The 17181-nt window shown below is 55.6% G+C and carries 17 protein-coding genes; 5 read left to right on the forward strand and 12 right to left on the reverse strand.

The genetic code is table 11. From position 1 onward, the window contains the following. Nucleotide 1 precedes the first annotated feature (1 nt). The 4 genes from ACQY4Z_RS09070 (at nucleotide 2) to ACQY4Z_RS09085 (ending at nucleotide 3896) form a co-directional block, all read left to right on the forward strand. Nucleotides 2-571, forward strand: coding sequence for a TadE/TadG family type IV pilus assembly protein (locus tag ACQY4Z_RS09070; protein WP_428528579.1), 570 nt, complete (start codon nucleotides 2-4; stop codon nucleotides 569-571). Then, on the forward strand, nucleotides 555-1181 hold the full coding sequence (locus ACQY4Z_RS09075) for a TadE/TadG family type IV pilus assembly protein (RefSeq protein WP_428528581.1): 627 nt from the start codon (nucleotides 555-557) through the stop codon (nucleotides 1179-1181). The genes ACQY4Z_RS09070 and ACQY4Z_RS09075 overlap by 17 nt, the downstream gene beginning before the upstream one ends. A 115-nt stretch (nucleotides 1182-1296) precedes the next feature. Next, entirely contained in the window at nucleotides 1297-2709 is a 1413-nt protein-coding gene (locus tag ACQY4Z_RS09080) for a bifunctional enoyl-CoA hydratase/phosphate acetyltransferase (RefSeq protein WP_428528583.1), read from the forward strand. A 2-nt stretch (nucleotides 2710-2711) separates the two neighbouring features. Further along, entirely contained in the window at nucleotides 2712-3896 is a 1185-nt protein-coding gene (locus ACQY4Z_RS09085; protein WP_428528585.1) for an acetate/propionate family kinase, read from the forward strand. A gap of 66 nt (nucleotides 3897-3962) precedes the next feature. Here ACQY4Z_RS09085 and ACQY4Z_RS09090 read toward each other — a convergent pair whose 3' ends face one another. Then, nucleotides 3963-4841 carry a phosphate/phosphite/phosphonate ABC transporter substrate-binding protein gene (locus tag ACQY4Z_RS09090; protein WP_428528587.1) on the reverse strand — a complete coding sequence of 293 codons (879 nt, stop codon included), beginning with the start codon at nucleotides 4839-4841 and terminating at the stop codon, nucleotides 3963-3965. Nucleotides 4842-4966: 125 nt separating this feature from the next. Between ACQY4Z_RS09090 and ACQY4Z_RS09095 the strand changes: the two genes are divergently transcribed. Then, nucleotides 4967-5587 carry an HAD family hydrolase gene (locus ACQY4Z_RS09095; protein ID WP_428528589.1) on the forward strand — a complete coding sequence of 207 codons (621 nt, stop codon included), beginning with the start codon at nucleotides 4967-4969 and terminating at the stop codon, nucleotides 5585-5587. Between the two features lie 15 nt (nucleotides 5588-5602). On the opposite strand, the gene ACQY4Z_RS09100 is transcribed toward ACQY4Z_RS09095, so the two are convergent. The 11 genes from ACQY4Z_RS09100 to ACQY4Z_RS09150 form a co-directional block, all read right to left on the reverse strand. Continuing rightward, nucleotides 5603-6631, reverse strand: a complete 1029-nt coding sequence (locus ACQY4Z_RS09100; RefSeq protein WP_428528591.1) for a histone deacetylase family protein — start codon at nucleotides 6629-6631, stop codon at nucleotides 5603-5605. Nucleotides 6632-6685: 54 nt separating this feature from the next. Continuing rightward, nucleotides 6686-7681: an aldose epimerase family protein gene (locus ACQY4Z_RS09105; RefSeq protein ID WP_428528593.1), complete on the reverse strand. Its 996-nt coding sequence runs from the start codon at nucleotides 7679-7681 to the stop codon at nucleotides 6686-6688. Nucleotides 7682-7752: 71 nt separating this feature from the next. Then, nucleotides 7753-9252 (reverse strand): phosphomannomutase/phosphoglucomutase, encoded by a 1500-nt coding sequence (locus ACQY4Z_RS09110; RefSeq protein ID WP_428528595.1) that lies wholly within the window; start codon nucleotides 9250-9252, stop codon nucleotides 7753-7755. A 66-nt stretch (nucleotides 9253-9318) separates the two neighbouring features. Further along, nucleotides 9319-9822: a retropepsin-like aspartic protease family protein gene (locus ACQY4Z_RS09115; RefSeq protein ID WP_209179150.1), complete on the reverse strand. Its 504-nt coding sequence runs from the start codon at nucleotides 9820-9822 to the stop codon at nucleotides 9319-9321. A 165-nt stretch (nucleotides 9823-9987) separates the two neighbouring features. Then, a complete protein-coding gene (upp, locus tag ACQY4Z_RS09120) occupies nucleotides 9988-10617 on the reverse strand; it encodes a uracil phosphoribosyltransferase (protein WP_040451420.1) in 630 nt (209 codons plus the stop codon). 67 nt (nucleotides 10618-10684) lie between these two features. After that, nucleotides 10685-11938 (reverse strand): DUF1688 family protein, encoded by a 1254-nt coding sequence (locus ACQY4Z_RS09125; RefSeq protein WP_428528598.1) that lies wholly within the window; start codon nucleotides 11936-11938, stop codon nucleotides 10685-10687. Between the two features lie 11 nt (nucleotides 11939-11949). Beyond that, nucleotides 11950-12963, reverse strand: a complete 1014-nt coding sequence (locus tag ACQY4Z_RS09130) for an adenosine deaminase (protein ID WP_428528600.1) — start codon at nucleotides 12961-12963, stop codon at nucleotides 11950-11952. A gap of 20 nt (nucleotides 12964-12983) precedes the next feature. Then, nucleotides 12984-14204, reverse strand: coding sequence for a phosphopentomutase (locus ACQY4Z_RS09135; protein ID WP_428528602.1), 1221 nt, complete (start codon nucleotides 14202-14204; stop codon nucleotides 12984-12986). A 74-nt stretch (nucleotides 14205-14278) separates the two neighbouring features. After that, nucleotides 14279-15595, reverse strand: a complete 1317-nt coding sequence (deoA, locus tag ACQY4Z_RS09140) for a thymidine phosphorylase (protein WP_428528604.1) — start codon at nucleotides 15593-15595, stop codon at nucleotides 14279-14281. Between the two features lie 2 nt (nucleotides 15596-15597). Beyond that, nucleotides 15598-16374: a deoxyribose-phosphate aldolase gene (deoC, locus tag ACQY4Z_RS09145; RefSeq protein ID WP_428528606.1), complete on the reverse strand. Its 777-nt coding sequence runs from the start codon at nucleotides 16372-16374 to the stop codon at nucleotides 15598-15600. Further along, on the reverse strand, nucleotides 16371-17180 hold the full coding sequence (locus tag ACQY4Z_RS09150) for a purine-nucleoside phosphorylase (protein WP_209172398.1): 810 nt from the start codon (nucleotides 17178-17180) through the stop codon (nucleotides 16371-16373). Before ACQY4Z_RS09150 ends, deoC begins: the two co-directional genes overlap by 4 nt. Between the last annotated feature and the right edge of the window lies 1 nt (nucleotide 17181).

The raw sequence follows: 17181 nt of genomic DNA on the forward strand, positions 1-17181 counted from the left end.
AATGGCAGCAAGACATTCACATGGCAAAGCAAAGGGTATATGCGGCCTTTGGCTGCATGCTCGGCTTCGTTCGATGGTTCGTGACGAAGAAGGTGTGACTGCAATTGAGTTCGCTATTGTTGCTTTACCGTTTTTCACCGTGGTGTTTGCAATCTTGGAATTGGGACTGGCGTTTCTTGTGAACCGTATGGTTGACAACGCAGTCATTGAAGCCTCTCGCATGATCAGAACCGGTCAGGCATCCAGCGCCAATTTTTCGACAGCAGACTTCGCAAATCAAATCTGTGCATCCATGCCGTCGTTTTTGTGTAAAGCAGAAAGAATCCGCGTCAACGTGAGCGTTGCCAATGACTTTGTGAATGTGGGTTCCATAGACAACCTTTACGATCAAGACGGCAATTTGAAAGATGACAACGCCTACACTCAATCGAAGAAGAGCGAAATTGTCGCCGTAAATGTGATCTACAAATGGCCAATGTTCACTTCACTCTTGAACCTCTCCACGCTGGATCACGGTGGTGAACGTCATCTATCATCAACAATGGTCTTTCGAAATGAGCCGTGGTCCTAAGCTGCGCTGGTACCGCACGAACTCTAAGCTCCGCTGGATGGTAACGCTTTGCAGCCTCAAGAGAGACCAGCGCGGCGTTGCGGCCATCGAGTTTGCAATGATCCTGCCATTTCTTCTTGTGTTGATGATTGGCATGGTGGAAATCACCGACGCACTGGACCAAGACCGCAAGATCAGCCGGATGGCAAACGCAGTCACGGATTTGGTTGCGCAAGCGCAAACAGTGACCAAAGCCGAACTCAACTCGTATATGGCTCTTGGCGAAACAATCCTGAAGCCATACCCGTCGACCAATCTTACCTTTGTAACTGCAAGTGTCACTTTCCAGTCGAACGGAACGCCGCAGGTTGATTGGAGTCATGGCAGAAAATCGGGAGCCGAATGGAGGCCCAGCGACTGGGTGGCCGGCCAGGAACCTCCTATTACAATGCCTGCCACACTGGTATCTGCGGATACTTCGATCGTGATCGGTGTGGCCACATTGGGCTATACTCCGCCTTTTGCCGGCATGTTGACGCAGTATTTTTCCAGATCATCAACTTTGACGCTGAGTGACACTTATTATCTTCGGCCACGGCTTGTTGGCACGATCCTGTGCACCGACTGCTAAAGGGAAATCATGGTTCGTATTGTGGGTCTGCCGTATTTATAACGTTGTAAAGCGCTGATAGGGTCTTGCTAATTGCTGCGGCGCAGCAGTTTGATAAGCAGGAGAACCCCAGCCGATGGCGACGAACAAAACCTATGATCAAATCAAGGTCGGAGACACAGCGGAAATCGTCCGTGAGTGCTCCTCCAATGATCTTCTGGTGTTCGCCCACGCGTCCGGAAATCGGAACCCGATCCACTTGCCTGACACGGATTGGACAGGCGACGGACACATCGACAAACCTGTCGCTCCAGCAATGTGGATTGGCGGTCTAGCTTCGGCGGTGCTTGGAAACATCCTCCCCGGACCCGGTACCATGTACAAAGCCCAGTCGTTCCGGTTCTTGGGCCGCGCAGCCGTCGGTGACAAACTGACAGTCCGCGTCACAGTCACAGAAAAAAGGCCGAACAACATCATTATGTTCGACATGGCTGTCTTGAATGAGACCGGTCAAAGCCTTGTTGAGGGGGAAGCCGAGGTCATCGCGCCGACGGAAACAATCGAGTTTGATTCAAGCGATATCCCTGCACTGCTTGTTCAGCGGCACCGGCATTTCAACCGGATGATCGAGTTAGCAAAAACTCTTCCCGCCTTGCCAACCGCCGTGGTTGCCCCGGATGATCCAAATTCCCTTGAAGGCGCACTCATGGCCGCCCGGGAGGGATTGATTGAGCCCATCCTGATCGGCACCAAGGATCGAGTCACCCAAGCCGCAGACGAGTTGAATGAGACGCTCGACGGATACGAATTTGTCGACATAGAGGACGAGTCGGAAGCTGCCGGACGAGCCGTACAGATGGTTCACGAAGGCAGGGTCAAAGCCATCATGAAGGGGCATCTTCACACCGACCACCTTCTCCATCACGTGGTGAAGAAAGATGGTGGCCTTCGAACAAAACGCCGGATCAGCCACGTTTTTGTGATGGACATTCCAGGGCGTAAAACACCGGTTCTGATATCAGATGCGGCTATCAACATCTCGCCGGACCTGAACACCAAAGTCGACATCACGCAAAATGCCATTGATGCGGCCCTTTCACTGGGTCTCCAGTCTCCACGTGTCGGCATTCTCTCAGCCATTGAGACGGTCAATCCAGCCATTCCATCCAGTCTTGATGCGGCGGTGTTGTCGAAAATGGCTGAGCGGGGCCAAATCAAAGGCGGGATCGTGGACGGCCCTCTTGCTATGGACAATGCAATCGATGTGCAGGCTGCCCGGACCAAAGGGATCACGTCACTAGTTGCTGGCCATGCAGAGGTTCTGATTGTGCCAAACCTTGAATCCGGCAACATGCTCGCCAAGGAATTGACATTCATCGCCCATGCAGAAGCAGCTGGCCTGGTGATCGGCGCCAAGGTGCCGGTTATGTTGACCAGCAGGGCTGACGACGGGCGCGCACGTCTAGCCTCTTGTGCGCTTGCGCTTCTTTTTACCCATTGGAAAGAAAATTCTGCACCTGCCGGTATCTTTGACCGGGAGGAAGACTGATCATGGCTCCGGTCATTCTGGTTCTGAATTCTGGTTCATCCTCGATCAAGTTTTCGCTCTATGACGGGCCGGCAGAACAGGTTACCGGACAGATTTCAGGGCTTGGTGCGGAACCGCACCTAAACCTCGAGGCATTGCTTTCCGGGCGCAAGATTGACCGGTCCTTAGACACCACTGACGGCAGCTCTCACGGAGCGGCCCTGGCGGCACTGCTTCCGATCTTGAATGAAGAGCTTGGAGAACGATCTGTAGCGGCCGTCGGGCATCGCGTGGTCCACGGCGGGACCAAACACGATCTTCCGGTCCGGATAACAGATGCTGTCATGCAAGAGTTGAAGGTGCTGGAACCTCTCGCGCCTCTTCACCAGCCGCACAATCTTGCTGGCATCGAAGCTGCCCAGGCAGCTTTTCCGGAGGCTGAGCAGGTGGCCTGTTTCGATACGGCATTTCACCGGAAACACCCATGGGTCAACGATACCTTTGCCCTTCCCCGCCCCTTCTATGATGAAGGTGTTCGCCGATACGGTTTCCATGGGCTGTCTTACGAATACATCTGCGAATACCTGAAACAATACGCCCCAGATGCATACAAGGGAAAAGTCATTGTCGCGCATCTCGGCAACGGTGCATCCATGTGCGCCATCCGGGCCGGCCAGAGCATCGGATCGACGATGGGGTTCACCGCTTTGGATGGCTTGCCGATGGGTACCAGATGCGGTCAGTTAGACCCGGGTGTCATTCTCTATCTCATGACAACTAAGGGCATGAGCCCCGACGAGATTTCTGATCTTCTTTACAAGAAGTCCGGGCTGAAAGGTCTGTCTGGCATCAGCCAGGATATGCGCGCACTCAGCCAGAGTGTTGACCCCAGAGCTGCAGAAGCGATCGAGTACTATGTTTTCCGGGTGCGTCGTGAACTTGGTGCGATGGCGGCTGTTCTCAGTGGTGTCGACACACTTGTCTTTACCGGGGGCATAGGCGAAAACTCCGCGCTCATTCGCGAGCGTGTCTGCACCGATCAAGAGTGGCTGGGCCTTAATATCGATCCTGCGCTGAACAATGCCGGTAACGGACCCATTTCCACACAGAGTTCCAAAGTCGCTGTGCTGGTTGTTCCAACAAATGAGGAAGAAATGATACGGCGGCACACGAAAGCTCTCCTCACGGCCAGTCCTGTATCGGCCTGATCTCATCACAGTCTCTTTGGACAACTGGGCCGGTTCAGGTCGGCATCGTCACGCTTATTGGTGTTGTCAATTGGCGTCGGTCTGGATGACCTTCGCATAAGGTTTCTCGAAGGTGCGCAGCACCGGCCGGTAGTCGGAATGAACAACCGGTTCAAAGCCGCCAGGGAGATCCGGTTCGATTGCGAGGTACGCTGCGGGATCTTCCCGCCGCAAATCCATGAGCCCGGCTCTAATGCCCCGCTTCAAGACATCAGGCAAATCGGTGCGGACAGTATGCGCCGAATATGGAATCGGCGCTGACCGCCACACGATGTCCAGATCTTCAAACTGGTTCCCGCCCGAAACGTAATATTCGTTCAGCGTACCGGCAGTGAAGCCGTTCTTCGCTTCCCCGGCCAGCGAGGACCATCCGAGCGTTGCGTGAACACGGCCATCCAACACGGCCCGAACGCCCTCGACCGGGTCCCGGACTTCAACAAGCGTTTGGAAATACTCCCGGGCGTTTATGCCGTCTGCCGCCAGGTTGACCAACGGCACCCGGTATCCTGTGACCGCATGTTTTGCACCGACACCGAGCCGCATATCCTTTAGACTTTCCAACGTAACCGTTTCACCATCCCGCTTGGCGATCATGATGGCGTAAAAACGCGCCGGGAAATCATCCGGGCCGGCGGTCGCTAATGGCTCTACACATTCGCAAAGCTCAAAAGATGCGGCATACCCGGAGGGTGAGAGACGAATATAGTCAATGCGCCCAGCTGCAAGAGCCTCAATGCCATCAGCCATTGTCGGCATCAAGAACAGGTCGACAGGTAAGTCGGTGATCTCTTCGAGTGCCCTGCGAAAGGGTTCAATACGCTCTCGTGCTGTTTGTTCTGTTGCGACAACAGCGCCCAACCGGACACGATCCGGGAGATCTGAATTCGCAACAGCTGACGTTGGCACAACAAGTACCAAGCATAACCCGACAAACAAAAAAAACCGTTTTATGTCCGTCACATATCTACCCTAATGCTGTCCGAAGAAACTGAAGAACAGTTCTCAGACCAATCATTGCCTAAAAGGTTCTCATGGCCAGCACGATTACCAACGTCGTCTTCGATATAGGAAATGTCCTGATCGAATGGAATCCGGAAAATCTCTATCGCAAACTTATACCGAACGATGACGAACGGCATGAGTTTCTGACGACAGTCTGCACTCCTGACTGGAATGTTCAACAAGACCTTGGACGGACCTGGACGGAAGCCGTAGAGGTTTTATCAAGGGAGTTTCCCGAAAAGACGGCGTTGATACGGGCCTACGCAGACCGTTGGCATGAAATGGTTCCTGGCCCGGTCCCGGGAACAGAGGTTCTTCTCTCCGAACTTAAAGCGAACAAAACACCGCTCTATGCGATCACAAACTTCTCTTCGGAGAAATTCGTCGAAGCGCAAGACAGGTTTCCATTCCTGAAAACCAGCTTTCTGGACATCGTGGTCTCTGCGGAAGAGCGCATGCTTAAGCCGGATGTGCGAATCTACCAGATCCTAATCGATCGCAATGATCTCGCCCCCGAACGCTGCCTCTTCATTGATGACTCGCTCCCGAACGTGGACGCCGCACGACAACTTGGAATGATTGGACATCATTTCAAAGATGCGGCGGGGTTGGAGCGGGAACTGACTGCGCACAACTTGATCGTGCGGTAATTTCAAGCTTCACAGCTAGCCGGAAAAACCCTCAAGAACATTCACACAATTGGTCCCAAGCGCATCGACGGCATAGCCGCCTTCCAGGATGAAGATTGTCGGAACACCAACACGAGCGAGCCTTTGTCCCAAGCGAACGAAGTCATCGGACTTGAACTTGAAACCGGAGATTGGGTCATTTTCGTAGCAATCCAGCCCAAGAGAAACGATCATGGCCTCCGGCTTATAAACCAGGAGCCAGCGGCACGCTTCGTCGAGCGCCGACGTGTACCCCTCCCAATCCGTTCCTAGAGGCAGAGGCCAATTGCGGGTAAACCCGGTGCCGGCATGCTCGCCCGTTTCGTCGGCGTAACCGAGGAAATAGGGATACTCGTCTTTCGGATCAGCATGAAGAGACAGGAAAAGGACATCCGGACGGTCATAGAAGAGCGCTTGTGTGCCGTTTCCGTGGTGATAGTCGACATCCAGAATTGCAACGCGGTGGAGCCCGTAATCCCGAAGGTATTGCGCAGCGACTGCGGCATTGTTGAAGAAACAATACCCGCCGAAAAAATCGTGCCCGGCGTGGTGTCCCGGGGGGCGGCAAAGTGCGAAAACAGACTTTTCCCCGTCGAGCACGAGTTTGGCAGCTGTCAACGCGGTATCTGTTGAGGCGCGCGCAGCCTTGTAGGTATGCTCGCCAAGCGGGGTGCCGGCATCCATGGAATAGCGCCCCAGAAGACCGTCGATGTGCTCGACCTTTGTGTCCTGCCGCAGGCTTCTGATCGGCCAAACGAAGGGAAAGGCTTCCGCATCCCGGCCACTGGCTGTCCAAAGCGACCAGAACCGCTCAAGGAAGGACACATATTCCTCAGAGTGCACCCGGTGAAGCGGCCGGATCGGAAATTCCAACGGGGAGATAACGTCGCCCACCTTCCGTTCTTTCACGGTCGACAAGACGATTTCCGCCCTGCTCGGAATTTCGACAGCGGGCTGGAGCCTGCCATCCGAGATCTCCTGCGCCGGTGCGTGGGCTAGCTGGGTCGCTGAAAAAACCGTCTTCACAATTTGGCCCCCGTCCCGGTGAAATCACTTTGTCGAAGAATACTCTAAACGATCTTAAGAGAAACGGAATTCCGTTACCTGATTATAGGTGTCACCCGGCCTCAGCAACACATCCGTGAACGTCTTCTGATTGACGCTATCTGGCCAACGTTGTGCTTCCAGGCACAAGCCTGCATGACCACCGTAATTTTTCCCGGCAAGCCCAGGCACAGGCGCATCGATCTTTCCGCCGTCGTAGAGCTGCAACCCGGGTTCAGTCGTCCAGACTTCCATCCGTCGGTCACCGCTTTTGTCTTCCAGTGCTGCAGCAAACTCGACGGTGTCTCTCGGCGCGTTTGACAGGCAGAAATTGTGGTCATAGATCACTGACTCTTCACCAGACCTTCTACGCAGCCGCCGGCCATCCTGAAAATCATAAGGTGTCCATGCAACGCTGCGGATCTCCCCAATTGGAATCAGATGATCATTCACGGGGACATAAGTTTCTGCGGCGATCTCAAGTTGGTGATCCAGGATCGTATCGCTGCCGTCGAGATTGAAATAACTGTGTTGCACCAGGTTGACCGGAGTGGTCTGGTCAGTCGTTGCCGACATCTTCACCCGCACCGCACCTGCGCCTGTCAGGGTGTACCGGACCAGCACCTCAACGCGTCCCGGATAGCCCATATCGCCGTCCTCCGACACGAGTTTGAGCAACACGCTCGCTTTATCGCTTTGCTCAATCTGCCAGTTTCGCCGCGAGAACCCTTGAGTGCCTCCATGGAGATGATGGCCGTTGTCATTCTGATCCAAGTGATACGCACGCCCGTCGATCTCTAACTTGCCATTTGCAATCCGGTTCGCACACCGGCCGACGATTGCGCCGAAATACGGTGAGTGATCCAGATAGTCCTGCAAATTGTCGAAACCCAAGACGACCGATTGACCTGCAAATTTCAGATCTCGGATGATAGCGCCGAAGGTCAGTACCGATGCTTCGAGCTCGCCCTTCTTCAGGGTGATCTCCTCAACGGGTGTGCCATCCGGTAGAACACCGAATTCCTGGATCATTAGGAAAACTCCTGGAGAAAACAAAAAAGGCGGCGAGGATTTCGCCGCCTTTCTCAAGCCAAGTCAAGACTTTAGAGCGTCTGATTGTACTCACCAACCTCGGGATTTTCGCGTAGCACAGCGTCAACAGCCTTGAACATCTCATGCAGCCGCGCTTCCGAAGCCGGACTTTCGACCACGACGACAAGCTCCGGCTTGTTCGAGGAGGCCCGAACGAGGCCCCAGGTGCCGTCTTCGCTGACAATGCGGATCCCGTTGACTGTGATCAGATCGGTAATGGATTGCCCGGCAATTTTCTCGCCAGCGCCATGCATTTCCTTGAATCGGGCGACAACCCGGTCAACGACATCGTATTTTACTTCGTCGGCGCATTTCGGCGACATGGTCGGAGAGCCCCAGGTCTTGGGCAAATCCCTGCGCAGGTCTGCCATGGACTTGTCCGGATTGCGATCGAGCATGTCGAGAATGGCGATTGCGGACACCAGGCCATCATCATAGCCGCGGCCGATGGGCTTGTTGAAGAAATAGTGTCCCGACTTCTCAAAGCCGACGATTGCGTCCAGCTCGGTCACCCGGCGCTTGATGTAGGAGTGACCAGTCTTGAAATAGTCGGTCTTGGCGCCGTTGGCCTGAAGCACGGGATCTGTGTTGAACAGACCAGTGGACTTCACGTCGACAACGAACTGGCTGTTTGGATGCAATGCCGAGATATCGCGCGCCAGCATGACACCGACTTTGTCGGCGAAAATCTCTTCGCCTTCATTGTCAACAACGCCGCAACGGTCTCCGTCTCCGTCAAAACCGAGACCGACATCCGCGCCAACTTCCAGAACCTTGTCCCGGAGAGCATGAAGCATTTTCATATCTTCCGGGTTCGGATTGTAGCGTGGGAACGTGTGGTCTAGCTCGGCATCAAGCGGAATGACCTCCGCGCCGAGCGCTTCGAGGATTTTTGGCGCAAAGGCACCGGCTGTGCCGTTGCCACAAGCTGCAACTACCTTGATCGGTTTTTTCAATTTTGCGCGGTCTGTCAGCTCCTTGAAGTAAACATCTGCAAAGCCGTCGACGAAGCGATAGTTGCCGCCACCTTTCAAATCAAAGGCCGCGTCCAAAACGATTTCCTTGAGCCGTCCCATCTCGTCTGGACCGAAGGTGAGCGGGCGGTCGATCCCCATTTTCACGCCGGTCCAGCCATTGTCGTTGTGGGACGCCGTGATCATTGCAACGGCCGGAACATCGAGTGCAAACTGCGCGAAATAGGCCATTGGCGACAAAGCCAAACCGATGTCGTGAACGTTTACGCCCGCTGCCAGAAGTCCGTTGATCACAGCCATCTTGATCGATGCGGAGTAGCCGCGGAAATCATGCCCAACGACGATATCGGGCCGCACGCCGCGCTCATGAATGAGCGTGCCGATGCCCATACCGAGCGCCTGCATTCCCATCAGGTTGATTTCTTTTTCGAACAGCCAACGCGCGTCGTACTCGCGGAAGCCCGTTGGCTTCACCAGCGGCAACGTTTCATATTCATAGGTGTTCGGTGTAAGGGCAGGTCTTGGCTTCGGAAACATGAAGTCCTCTAAAAGCTTTGGCATCTAATTGGTGTATAGGAGGCCATTGTGACAGCAAAGACAAATCTACTGGATCAGTACTAGGGTGCCGTTCGAAATGTCAAACCTGTCCAGTTTGTTGAGGGCCGTCATGCCAAGTAGCGGGATCGACAGACTGCTGTCTTGCAACACCAATGCCTCAATGTTTCTCAAGTTGATCCGGCCGATCTGCAGCCGGTCGATGATAGCCCGGGCGCCATAGGTGGTTCCGTTGGCGGTACTGACCCGAAGTTTGAAATCGTCGTTTGCCGGGAAAATACCCACAGTCCGCGCGACTGAAACCGGCAGAACCGTCGCAGACGCGCCCGTATCGACCAGCATTTCATGCATCTGACCGTTCAGATGAACGTCTGCCACAAACTGACCGCTTCGGTTTGCCGATATCCGATGCCGGCGTTCACCGGTCTCTAAAGGGGCATTTGAAGTTGCAGCTGCAGTCTCACTTGTCTGGTTGTTTTGATGTTCAACCCATAACGGGACGATAGGCGCAATTGCTGCGCACAAAACCAGGACGATTAGAAAACGATACATGGGCCGCCTCGTTTGCCGGAAGCCTAGCGCTATCACAACAACCTTATCGCACCGTAAAGCGTTCTGGGTTCAATTTAGACACCCGAACATCGGTCCAATACGGCTGACACAAAAGAAAAACGCGGCGCCATTGGCACCGCGTTTAAAGACAAAAAGCCGTCAGATTTATTTGGTGCCGTACATCCGGTCACCAGCGTCTCCAAGACCGGGCACAATGTAGCCCTTTTCGTTGAGCTTCTCATCAATGGAAGCCGTATAGATCGGCACATCTGGCTGTTTCTCGTTGAATTTCGCCACACCTTCAGGAGATGCCAGCAGGCACAGGAACCGGATGTTGTTTGCGCCGCGTTCTTTCAGTTTATCGACAGCTGCGATGGCCGAGTTTCCGGTCGCCAGCATTGGGTCGACAACAATCACGAGACGTTCGTTCAGATCTTCCGGAGCCTTGAAATAGTATTCGACCGGCTCAAGAGTTTCCGGATCACGATAAAGGCCGACGTGGGCGACGCGTGCAGACGGCACGAGGTCAAGCATACCTTCCAAAAGACCATTACCGGCGCGCAGGACGGATGCAAATACAAGCTTCTTGCCCGCCAGTGACGGTGCCTGCATTTCGGCAAGCGGCGTTTCGATGGTCTGGCGAACCAGCGGAAGATCGCGGGTCACTTCGTAACACAGCAGCGTCGAAATCTCGCGCAATAGACGCCGGAACCCCTGAGTTGACGTTCCCTTGTCACGCATGATGGTGAGTTTGTGCTGGACCAGCGGATGGCTGATGACATTTGCTCCGGACATATCTGCCTCTCTTTGTGTGGGCCGCATCCGATAGCGGGCGGTCTTCCGTTTGTTTGATGTTGTGGACCTATGCCCCGAACGGCAACCAAAAAATAGAGCCCGGGTTCATGATTTTTTCCAGTTTTTCCCGCAATTCCCGTTTTTCGGAGATTATCGCGGCTCCAGCCCGGCTGGTTCCCCCTTCCAAAATGCAGGAGAAAGGCAATTGCTCTTGCTCAACATCCAACTCCTTGCGCAGCATGGCCGCGAGTCTGTCCGTCAACGCAATCGTGACAGCGCGTAGTTCCGTTTGCCGGTCCAATGCCTGATCATCAGACACGTCGTCAGTTTCGGATTTCATACTGAGAACACCGGTGCTCACGAACAATCCGGCGTGTTCTGCATCGCCCGGTCCTGTCAGCGTATCAAGCTCATCCACCTCATATCCGGCCCAGGCCAGCGGCTCCACGAGGGAATAGACCATTCTCTGGGCGGTCAGATGAAAGGGCACAATGTTCTGATCTTCTGGATTGGCCTTCACAGGATGCGCAAAAGTGTCTCCGAACGATACGTCACCCTCGGCGGCACCGCCCTCCCAAAGCGGAGCAAAACTTTGCAGCAAACGGTCGAGCAGAACGGTAGCATCGACCGACCCCCATCCTTCGCTACCAACCTTTACAACGAGGTTTCCCGGACGCGTGGATTGACCTTCGCCGAAAAGATCCGGCCGCAAGGCAAGCGCTTCACCGAACCGCTTCAAGTGGCGTTGGAGGAGTTTAAAGAAATCACCTTCCTGCTCGACGCTAAGCTGAAGTCCGTTGGCCAGTTCTTCGATTTCAAGACGGATCAAAGCGTCTGCATCAACCCGGAAAGGATCGACAGGATCGGCGGAAAACGATCCTGCGGCGAACATGTTGATGACCGCCAATGCCGCGGCCTCACGGCCTTTGACTTCGGTTCCAGCCATCGTGTCTTCGTAGGACCAGCCCTGAGGTGTGTGCACATCCATGTAGGCCGCGACAATTGCCAAGTCCGATGCCGCTGCAAGAAGCTCATCCGCCGACTGAAAGTTTCGCGCCGACGCAAGTGCGCTCCACCGATCAACGCCCCCTGCTTCAAACAAACGCCAGACGCCGTAGGGCGGGATCTGGAAATCGGGATAGGTCTGCTTGGTGATTTCAAGAACCTGGATCAAGGCTTGATCCAGTTTGCTGATGTCCACGCTCACATGATCCAATTTATCAGCGAGCGCACGATCCAGAAGGTTGTTCGCGACTAAGCGAACGCGTTCGGCCTTGAAGGTTTCCAACAGGCCGTTGTCGTTTTGGGCTTTGGTGGTCATGGTCGGCGTACTTAGCTGCCAATCTTTGCGCTGTCGAGCCGGGTCAGCAACCGTTTGCGGGTGCTGTCGTCACAAAACGCGGCCATGATGGCCGTCCGGCTGATCTCCATTTGATCGTCTCTTGTCCAGCCAAACGTCTCCGCAACAGACGAATACTCTTTGCCCAGCGTTGTGCCAAAGAAAGGCGGATCATCGGAATTCAAGGTGATCTTGACGCCTTCTTTTCGAAGCATGTTCACCGGGTGAAAGCGCAAGACGGAATAAACGCCAAGCGCGATGTTCGATCCCGGACACACTTCCAAGACAACGTCTTCGTCGACGAGCCGTTTCACAAGATCCCGATCTTCAATGGCCCGGACGCCATGGCCAAGACGTTTAACCCGCAAGAACTCCAGAGCTGCGGTAATGCTTTCCGGTCCGCCAAACTCCCCCGCATGGGCTGTCGTTCCCAACCCGGCATCGGCTGCCATACGGAACGCTTTGGAAAAGTTTGCGGGATGTCCGGAGCGTTCATCTCCTGCGAGGCCAAATCCGGTGACCAGGGGATGTGGATTGCCAATCACTTCCTTCACGACTCTTTCGACGGAGGCCGTCCCGAAGTGCCGCACACCGATTGCGATCATCCGGCCGTCTATGGCCGTATCGATTTTTGCCCGTTCGATCCCGGCAGCGAGGCCCTCCACATAGGACCGGTAGGAAAGACCGGCGGCTTGAGCATGATCGGGCGAAATGAAAATCTCGCCGTAGATCGCCCCTTCCGCTGCAAGCATCCGGAAATAAGTCTCGGCAAGGAGGGCATAGTCAGCCGGTGTCTTGAAGACGGAACTGGCCGTGTCATAGGCTTTTAGGAAAGAGGTAAAATCGGACCAGACGTACTGCCCCTTGCCGTCGATCACCTCTGAGACATCGACGCCATGCTGATCAGCGAGTTGACGAACGAGACGCGGAGGAGCGGCCCCCTCAATGTGGCAGTGAAGTTCGACCTTTGGGACCGCGAGGGTCTCGTCCTTACCTTTTGGGGCCACAGTCGTCCGCTGTCCTTCTCTTACAGGAAACTGGTTCCATGCGGGCCTTGGTCGATCCCAAGATGATCCGCAACGCTCTCCCCAATATCGGCGTAGGTCTTACGCCCGCCAATACCCTTGCCCGCAATGCCCGGTCCCGTGGCGATCACAGGAACATGTTCGCGGGTATGATCCGTCCCGCGCCAGGTCGGGTCGCATCCGTGATCAGCCGTCAGGATTAGGAGGTCACCCTCCCGCATTTTGGCAATCATTTCCGGAAGACGTCCGTCAAAGTGCTCCAGTGCCGCTGCATATCCCGGAACATCGCGGCGATGCCCATAAAGGGAGTCGAAGTCGATGAAATTGGCGAAGATCATGTCGCCATCTTGCGCCAGATCCATGGCTTCAAGGGTCTTGTCAAAAAGCTGATCATTGCCAGCCCCCTTAAGAACCTTGGCAACACCCTGATGCGCAAAGATGTCGGAGATTTTTCCAATGCCATAGACCGTCCGACCATGAGCAGTCAGCCGATCAAGCAACGTCGGCTCAGGCGGCAAAACGGAATAATCGCGGCGGTTGGCCGTGCGCTCAAAGGTATCAGCGCTGTCGCCGAGAAAGGGTCGCGCAATCACGCGGCCGATGTTGTACGGGTCCGCGAATTCGCGCGTGATTTCGCAAAGGTCATAGAGCTTCTCCAGACCGTAATGCTCTTCGTGGGCGGCGATCTGAATAACCGAGTCTGCCGAGGTGTAGAAAATCGGCTTCCCGGTCTTGATATGCTCCTCACCGAGTTCTGCAATGATTTCGGTCCCGGAAGCATGTTTGTCGCCCAGAATTCCATTCAATCCGGCTTTTTCGCTGATCTTGGAAATCAGCTCTTTCGGAAAAGTCGGGATTGTTTCCGGGAAGTAGCCCCAGTCGAACCGGACCGGCACGCCCGCGATTTCCCAATGCCCGGACGGGGTGTCCTTACCGTTCGAGACCTCGGCCGCATAGCCCCAAAGCCCTTCCGGATCTCCAGAATAGGTCAGACCCGGGACCTCTTCACCGGTCGACAGACGACCGGCCGCACCAAGCCCGAGCCTGTCCATATTCGGGACCGACAATGGACCAGAGCGAAGGCCGTCCTTGTCGCCCTTCCCCGCTGCGCAATGCTGCGCAATGTGGCCAAGGGTATCCGATCCCACATCGCCAAAGGCGTCCGCATCCGCCGCGCCGCCAATCCCGAAACTGTCCAGTACGCACAAGATCGCACGGGGCATGAGCATCTCCTCATTATTGTTGCCGACAGGTTCTGCCGGAGAGGGCCGAGTTTTGCTCCCGGCCCCAGCCGCGGTTACGGCGCGATGCGCTCTACAACACTCGGACGATCCATGACGTCCTTTGCTGAACCGACGGTGTAGGCTGCACGCAATGCGATCGCAGCCGCTTCTGCTTCTTCTTCATTGCGGGCATGCACGATCGCAAGTGGACTGTCTGCGTCAACCGAATTCCCCACGCCTGCAAGGTTTGTGAAACCAACGGATGGGTCGATCACATCGGCAGCCGCTTTACGTCCGCCGCCAAGCGCAACAACCGCAACACCGACACCACGTGCGTCGATTTCCGTGACGACGCCGTCCTCAAACGGATAGACCGGTGCCTCGAAATTGGCTTTCGCAAGATAGAGTTCCGGCCTCTCCATGAAGTCGGCAGGCCCACCAAGCGCGCTCACCATCTCGGCGAACTTCTCTGCCGCCTTGCCACTCTCAAAAGCTGTCCGCATCATATCACACCCAGCCTCGGCATCAGGTGCGAGGCCGCCGCTTGCGAGTAGCTCACCGCCTTGCGCGACGGTGACGTCCCAAAGCCGGTTGTCGATAGCAGTCCCTTTCAGGAAATCGACAGCGTTCTGCATCTCGATTGCATTGCCCGCAGCAGAGGCCAACGGCTCATTCATATCGGTGAGCAGAGCGGTGGTTTTGAGGCCAGCGCCGTTGGCGACCAAGACAAGGCTTTCGGCGAGCGCGCGCGCTTCGTCCAGCGTTGCCATAAACGCGCCGCTGCCCCACTTCACATCGAGCACAAGCCCTTGAAGACCCGCTGCCAGTTTCTTGGACAAAATGGACGCGGTGATCAGGTCAATGCTTTCGACCGTCGCGGTCACATCCCGGATGCCATAAAAACGTTTGTCGGCTGGAGCGAGATTGCCAGTCTGACCGATCACGGCACAGCCGACTTCCTTCACGACCTTCTTGAAAAGCGCATTGTCCGGCTGGGTCTTGTAGCCCGGAATGCTGTCGAACTTGTCGAGCGTCCCGCCGGTATGACCGAGGCCACGGCCGGAGATCATCGGGACGGCTGCACCGCAAGCCGCAAGTGCCGGAGCCAGCATCAGCGAAACGTTGTCACCCACCCCCCCAGTGGAGTGTTTATCAAGGACCGGAGCTTCAATGTCGGACCAGTCCAAAACATCGCCGCTGTCGCGCATCGCCAGCGTCAGAGCGACACGCTCATCAATGGTGAGACCCTTGAAAAAGACCGCCATGGCAAGGGCGGAAACTTGACCTTCGGTGACAGAACCGTCGGCAAGCCCTTTTACGAAGAACGCTATCTCTTCAGAGGACAGCGCACCGCCGTCCCGTTTTTTCCGGATGAGCTCTTGTGGCAGCATTCTTAGTATCCTTCGCCCACTGCGGCGTCCTTGCCGTCTATCGTTGCCGTGAGGGCGTCGAGCAACCCACTCGCGCCAAAACGGAAGGTTGAAGCGGACACCCAGTTGTGTCCCATGATCTTGTCTGCAAGCGCGAGGTAGGCAGCCGCATCCGCGGTGGTTTTGATCCCACCGGCGGGTTTGAAGCCGATGACACGCTCAGCGTTGTCCCGCCGCGCTTCTTCGATGGCTGTCAGCATGATTTCGGCAGCTTCCAAAGTGGCGTTGACAGCAACCTTACCGGTCGAGGTCTTGATGAAGTCCGCACCCGCTGCAATCGCGACATTGGAAGCGGCATGGATTAGCAGCGGATCCTTGATCTCGCCTGTCTCGAGAATAACCTTCAGGATGGCGGGTTCTGGGATCGCGGCCTTGACCTGAATGATCTGCTCTTCTGCGAACCCTTTACGGCCCTCAACAAAGGTCCGGTAAGGCATGACGAGATCAATCTCATCCGCACCATCGGCAATCGCCTGGCGCGTTTCAGCCACCACGGCTTGCGTGTCTTCACCGCCAGCCGGGAAGTTAACGACTGTCGCAACTTTGACCCCAGTGCCGGCGAGTTCCTTGACAGCCTGCGCTACGAAACGGGGCCACACGCATACGGCAGCGACGGCGCCATGCGGAGTTACCGTGCGATTTGTCAAAGCCGTAATATCTTTAGCCGTGCAATCGTCATTCAGGTTGGTCAAATCCACCAGGCCAAGGGCCCGTTTGGCGGTTTCAATCATATCGGTCATTGGCCGACCTCTTTCACAAATGCGCGGACGAGCTGCTTCATCCGTTCCATGCCAGTAAGCGCAACGGACTTGGTTTCGTCGTGCGACAAGGCATGGGTTTGCATGCCAGCACCATAGTTGGTGATGATGGACATCGCTGCGACGCGCATCCCCAGGAACCGGGCCATGATGACTTCCGGGACGGTCGACATTCCGACCGCATCTGCGCCCAGCATCTTGGCCATGCGGATTTCGGCAGGCGTCTCAAATGACGGGCCGGAGAACCACATGTAGACACCTTCTGCGACAGGATCGCCGGTTTCCTCGGCAACTTTTTTCATTGCCGCCCGGAGATCCTGATCATAAGCCGCGCTCATATCGAGGAACCGCTTCTCGTCTTCTTCGCCGATCAACGGGTTTTTGCCCGACCAATTGATATGATCCGAAATGACCATCGGACTGCCGGGAGCGACATCTTCGCGCAAGGATCCGGCTGCATTGGTCGCAAGCAGGATGTCGCAGCCGAGCTCCTTCAAGGTTTCAACTGGTGTCCGCATGACGGTCGGATCGCCACCTTCGTAATAGTGCGCGCGGCCAGACAAGATGACCACCGGAACCCCGGCAAGTGTGCCGGCAACCAGCTCGCTGGAATGCGATGTTACCGTGGACACCGGAAACTCGGTCAGATGGGCATACGGAATGCGGACTGCATCCTCGACCTCTTCGGCCAGGGTTCCGAGCCCAGATCCCAGAATCATACCAATTTTGTAGGAGCCCTCGCGGGCGGCGCGCACAATATCCGCGCACTCACGGCCATAACCACTCATG

The sequence above is a fragment of the Roseibium sp. genome, assembly GCF_965276855.1.
In the GTDB taxonomy this organism is placed as follows: domain Bacteria; phylum Pseudomonadota; class Alphaproteobacteria; order Rhizobiales; family Stappiaceae; genus Roseibium.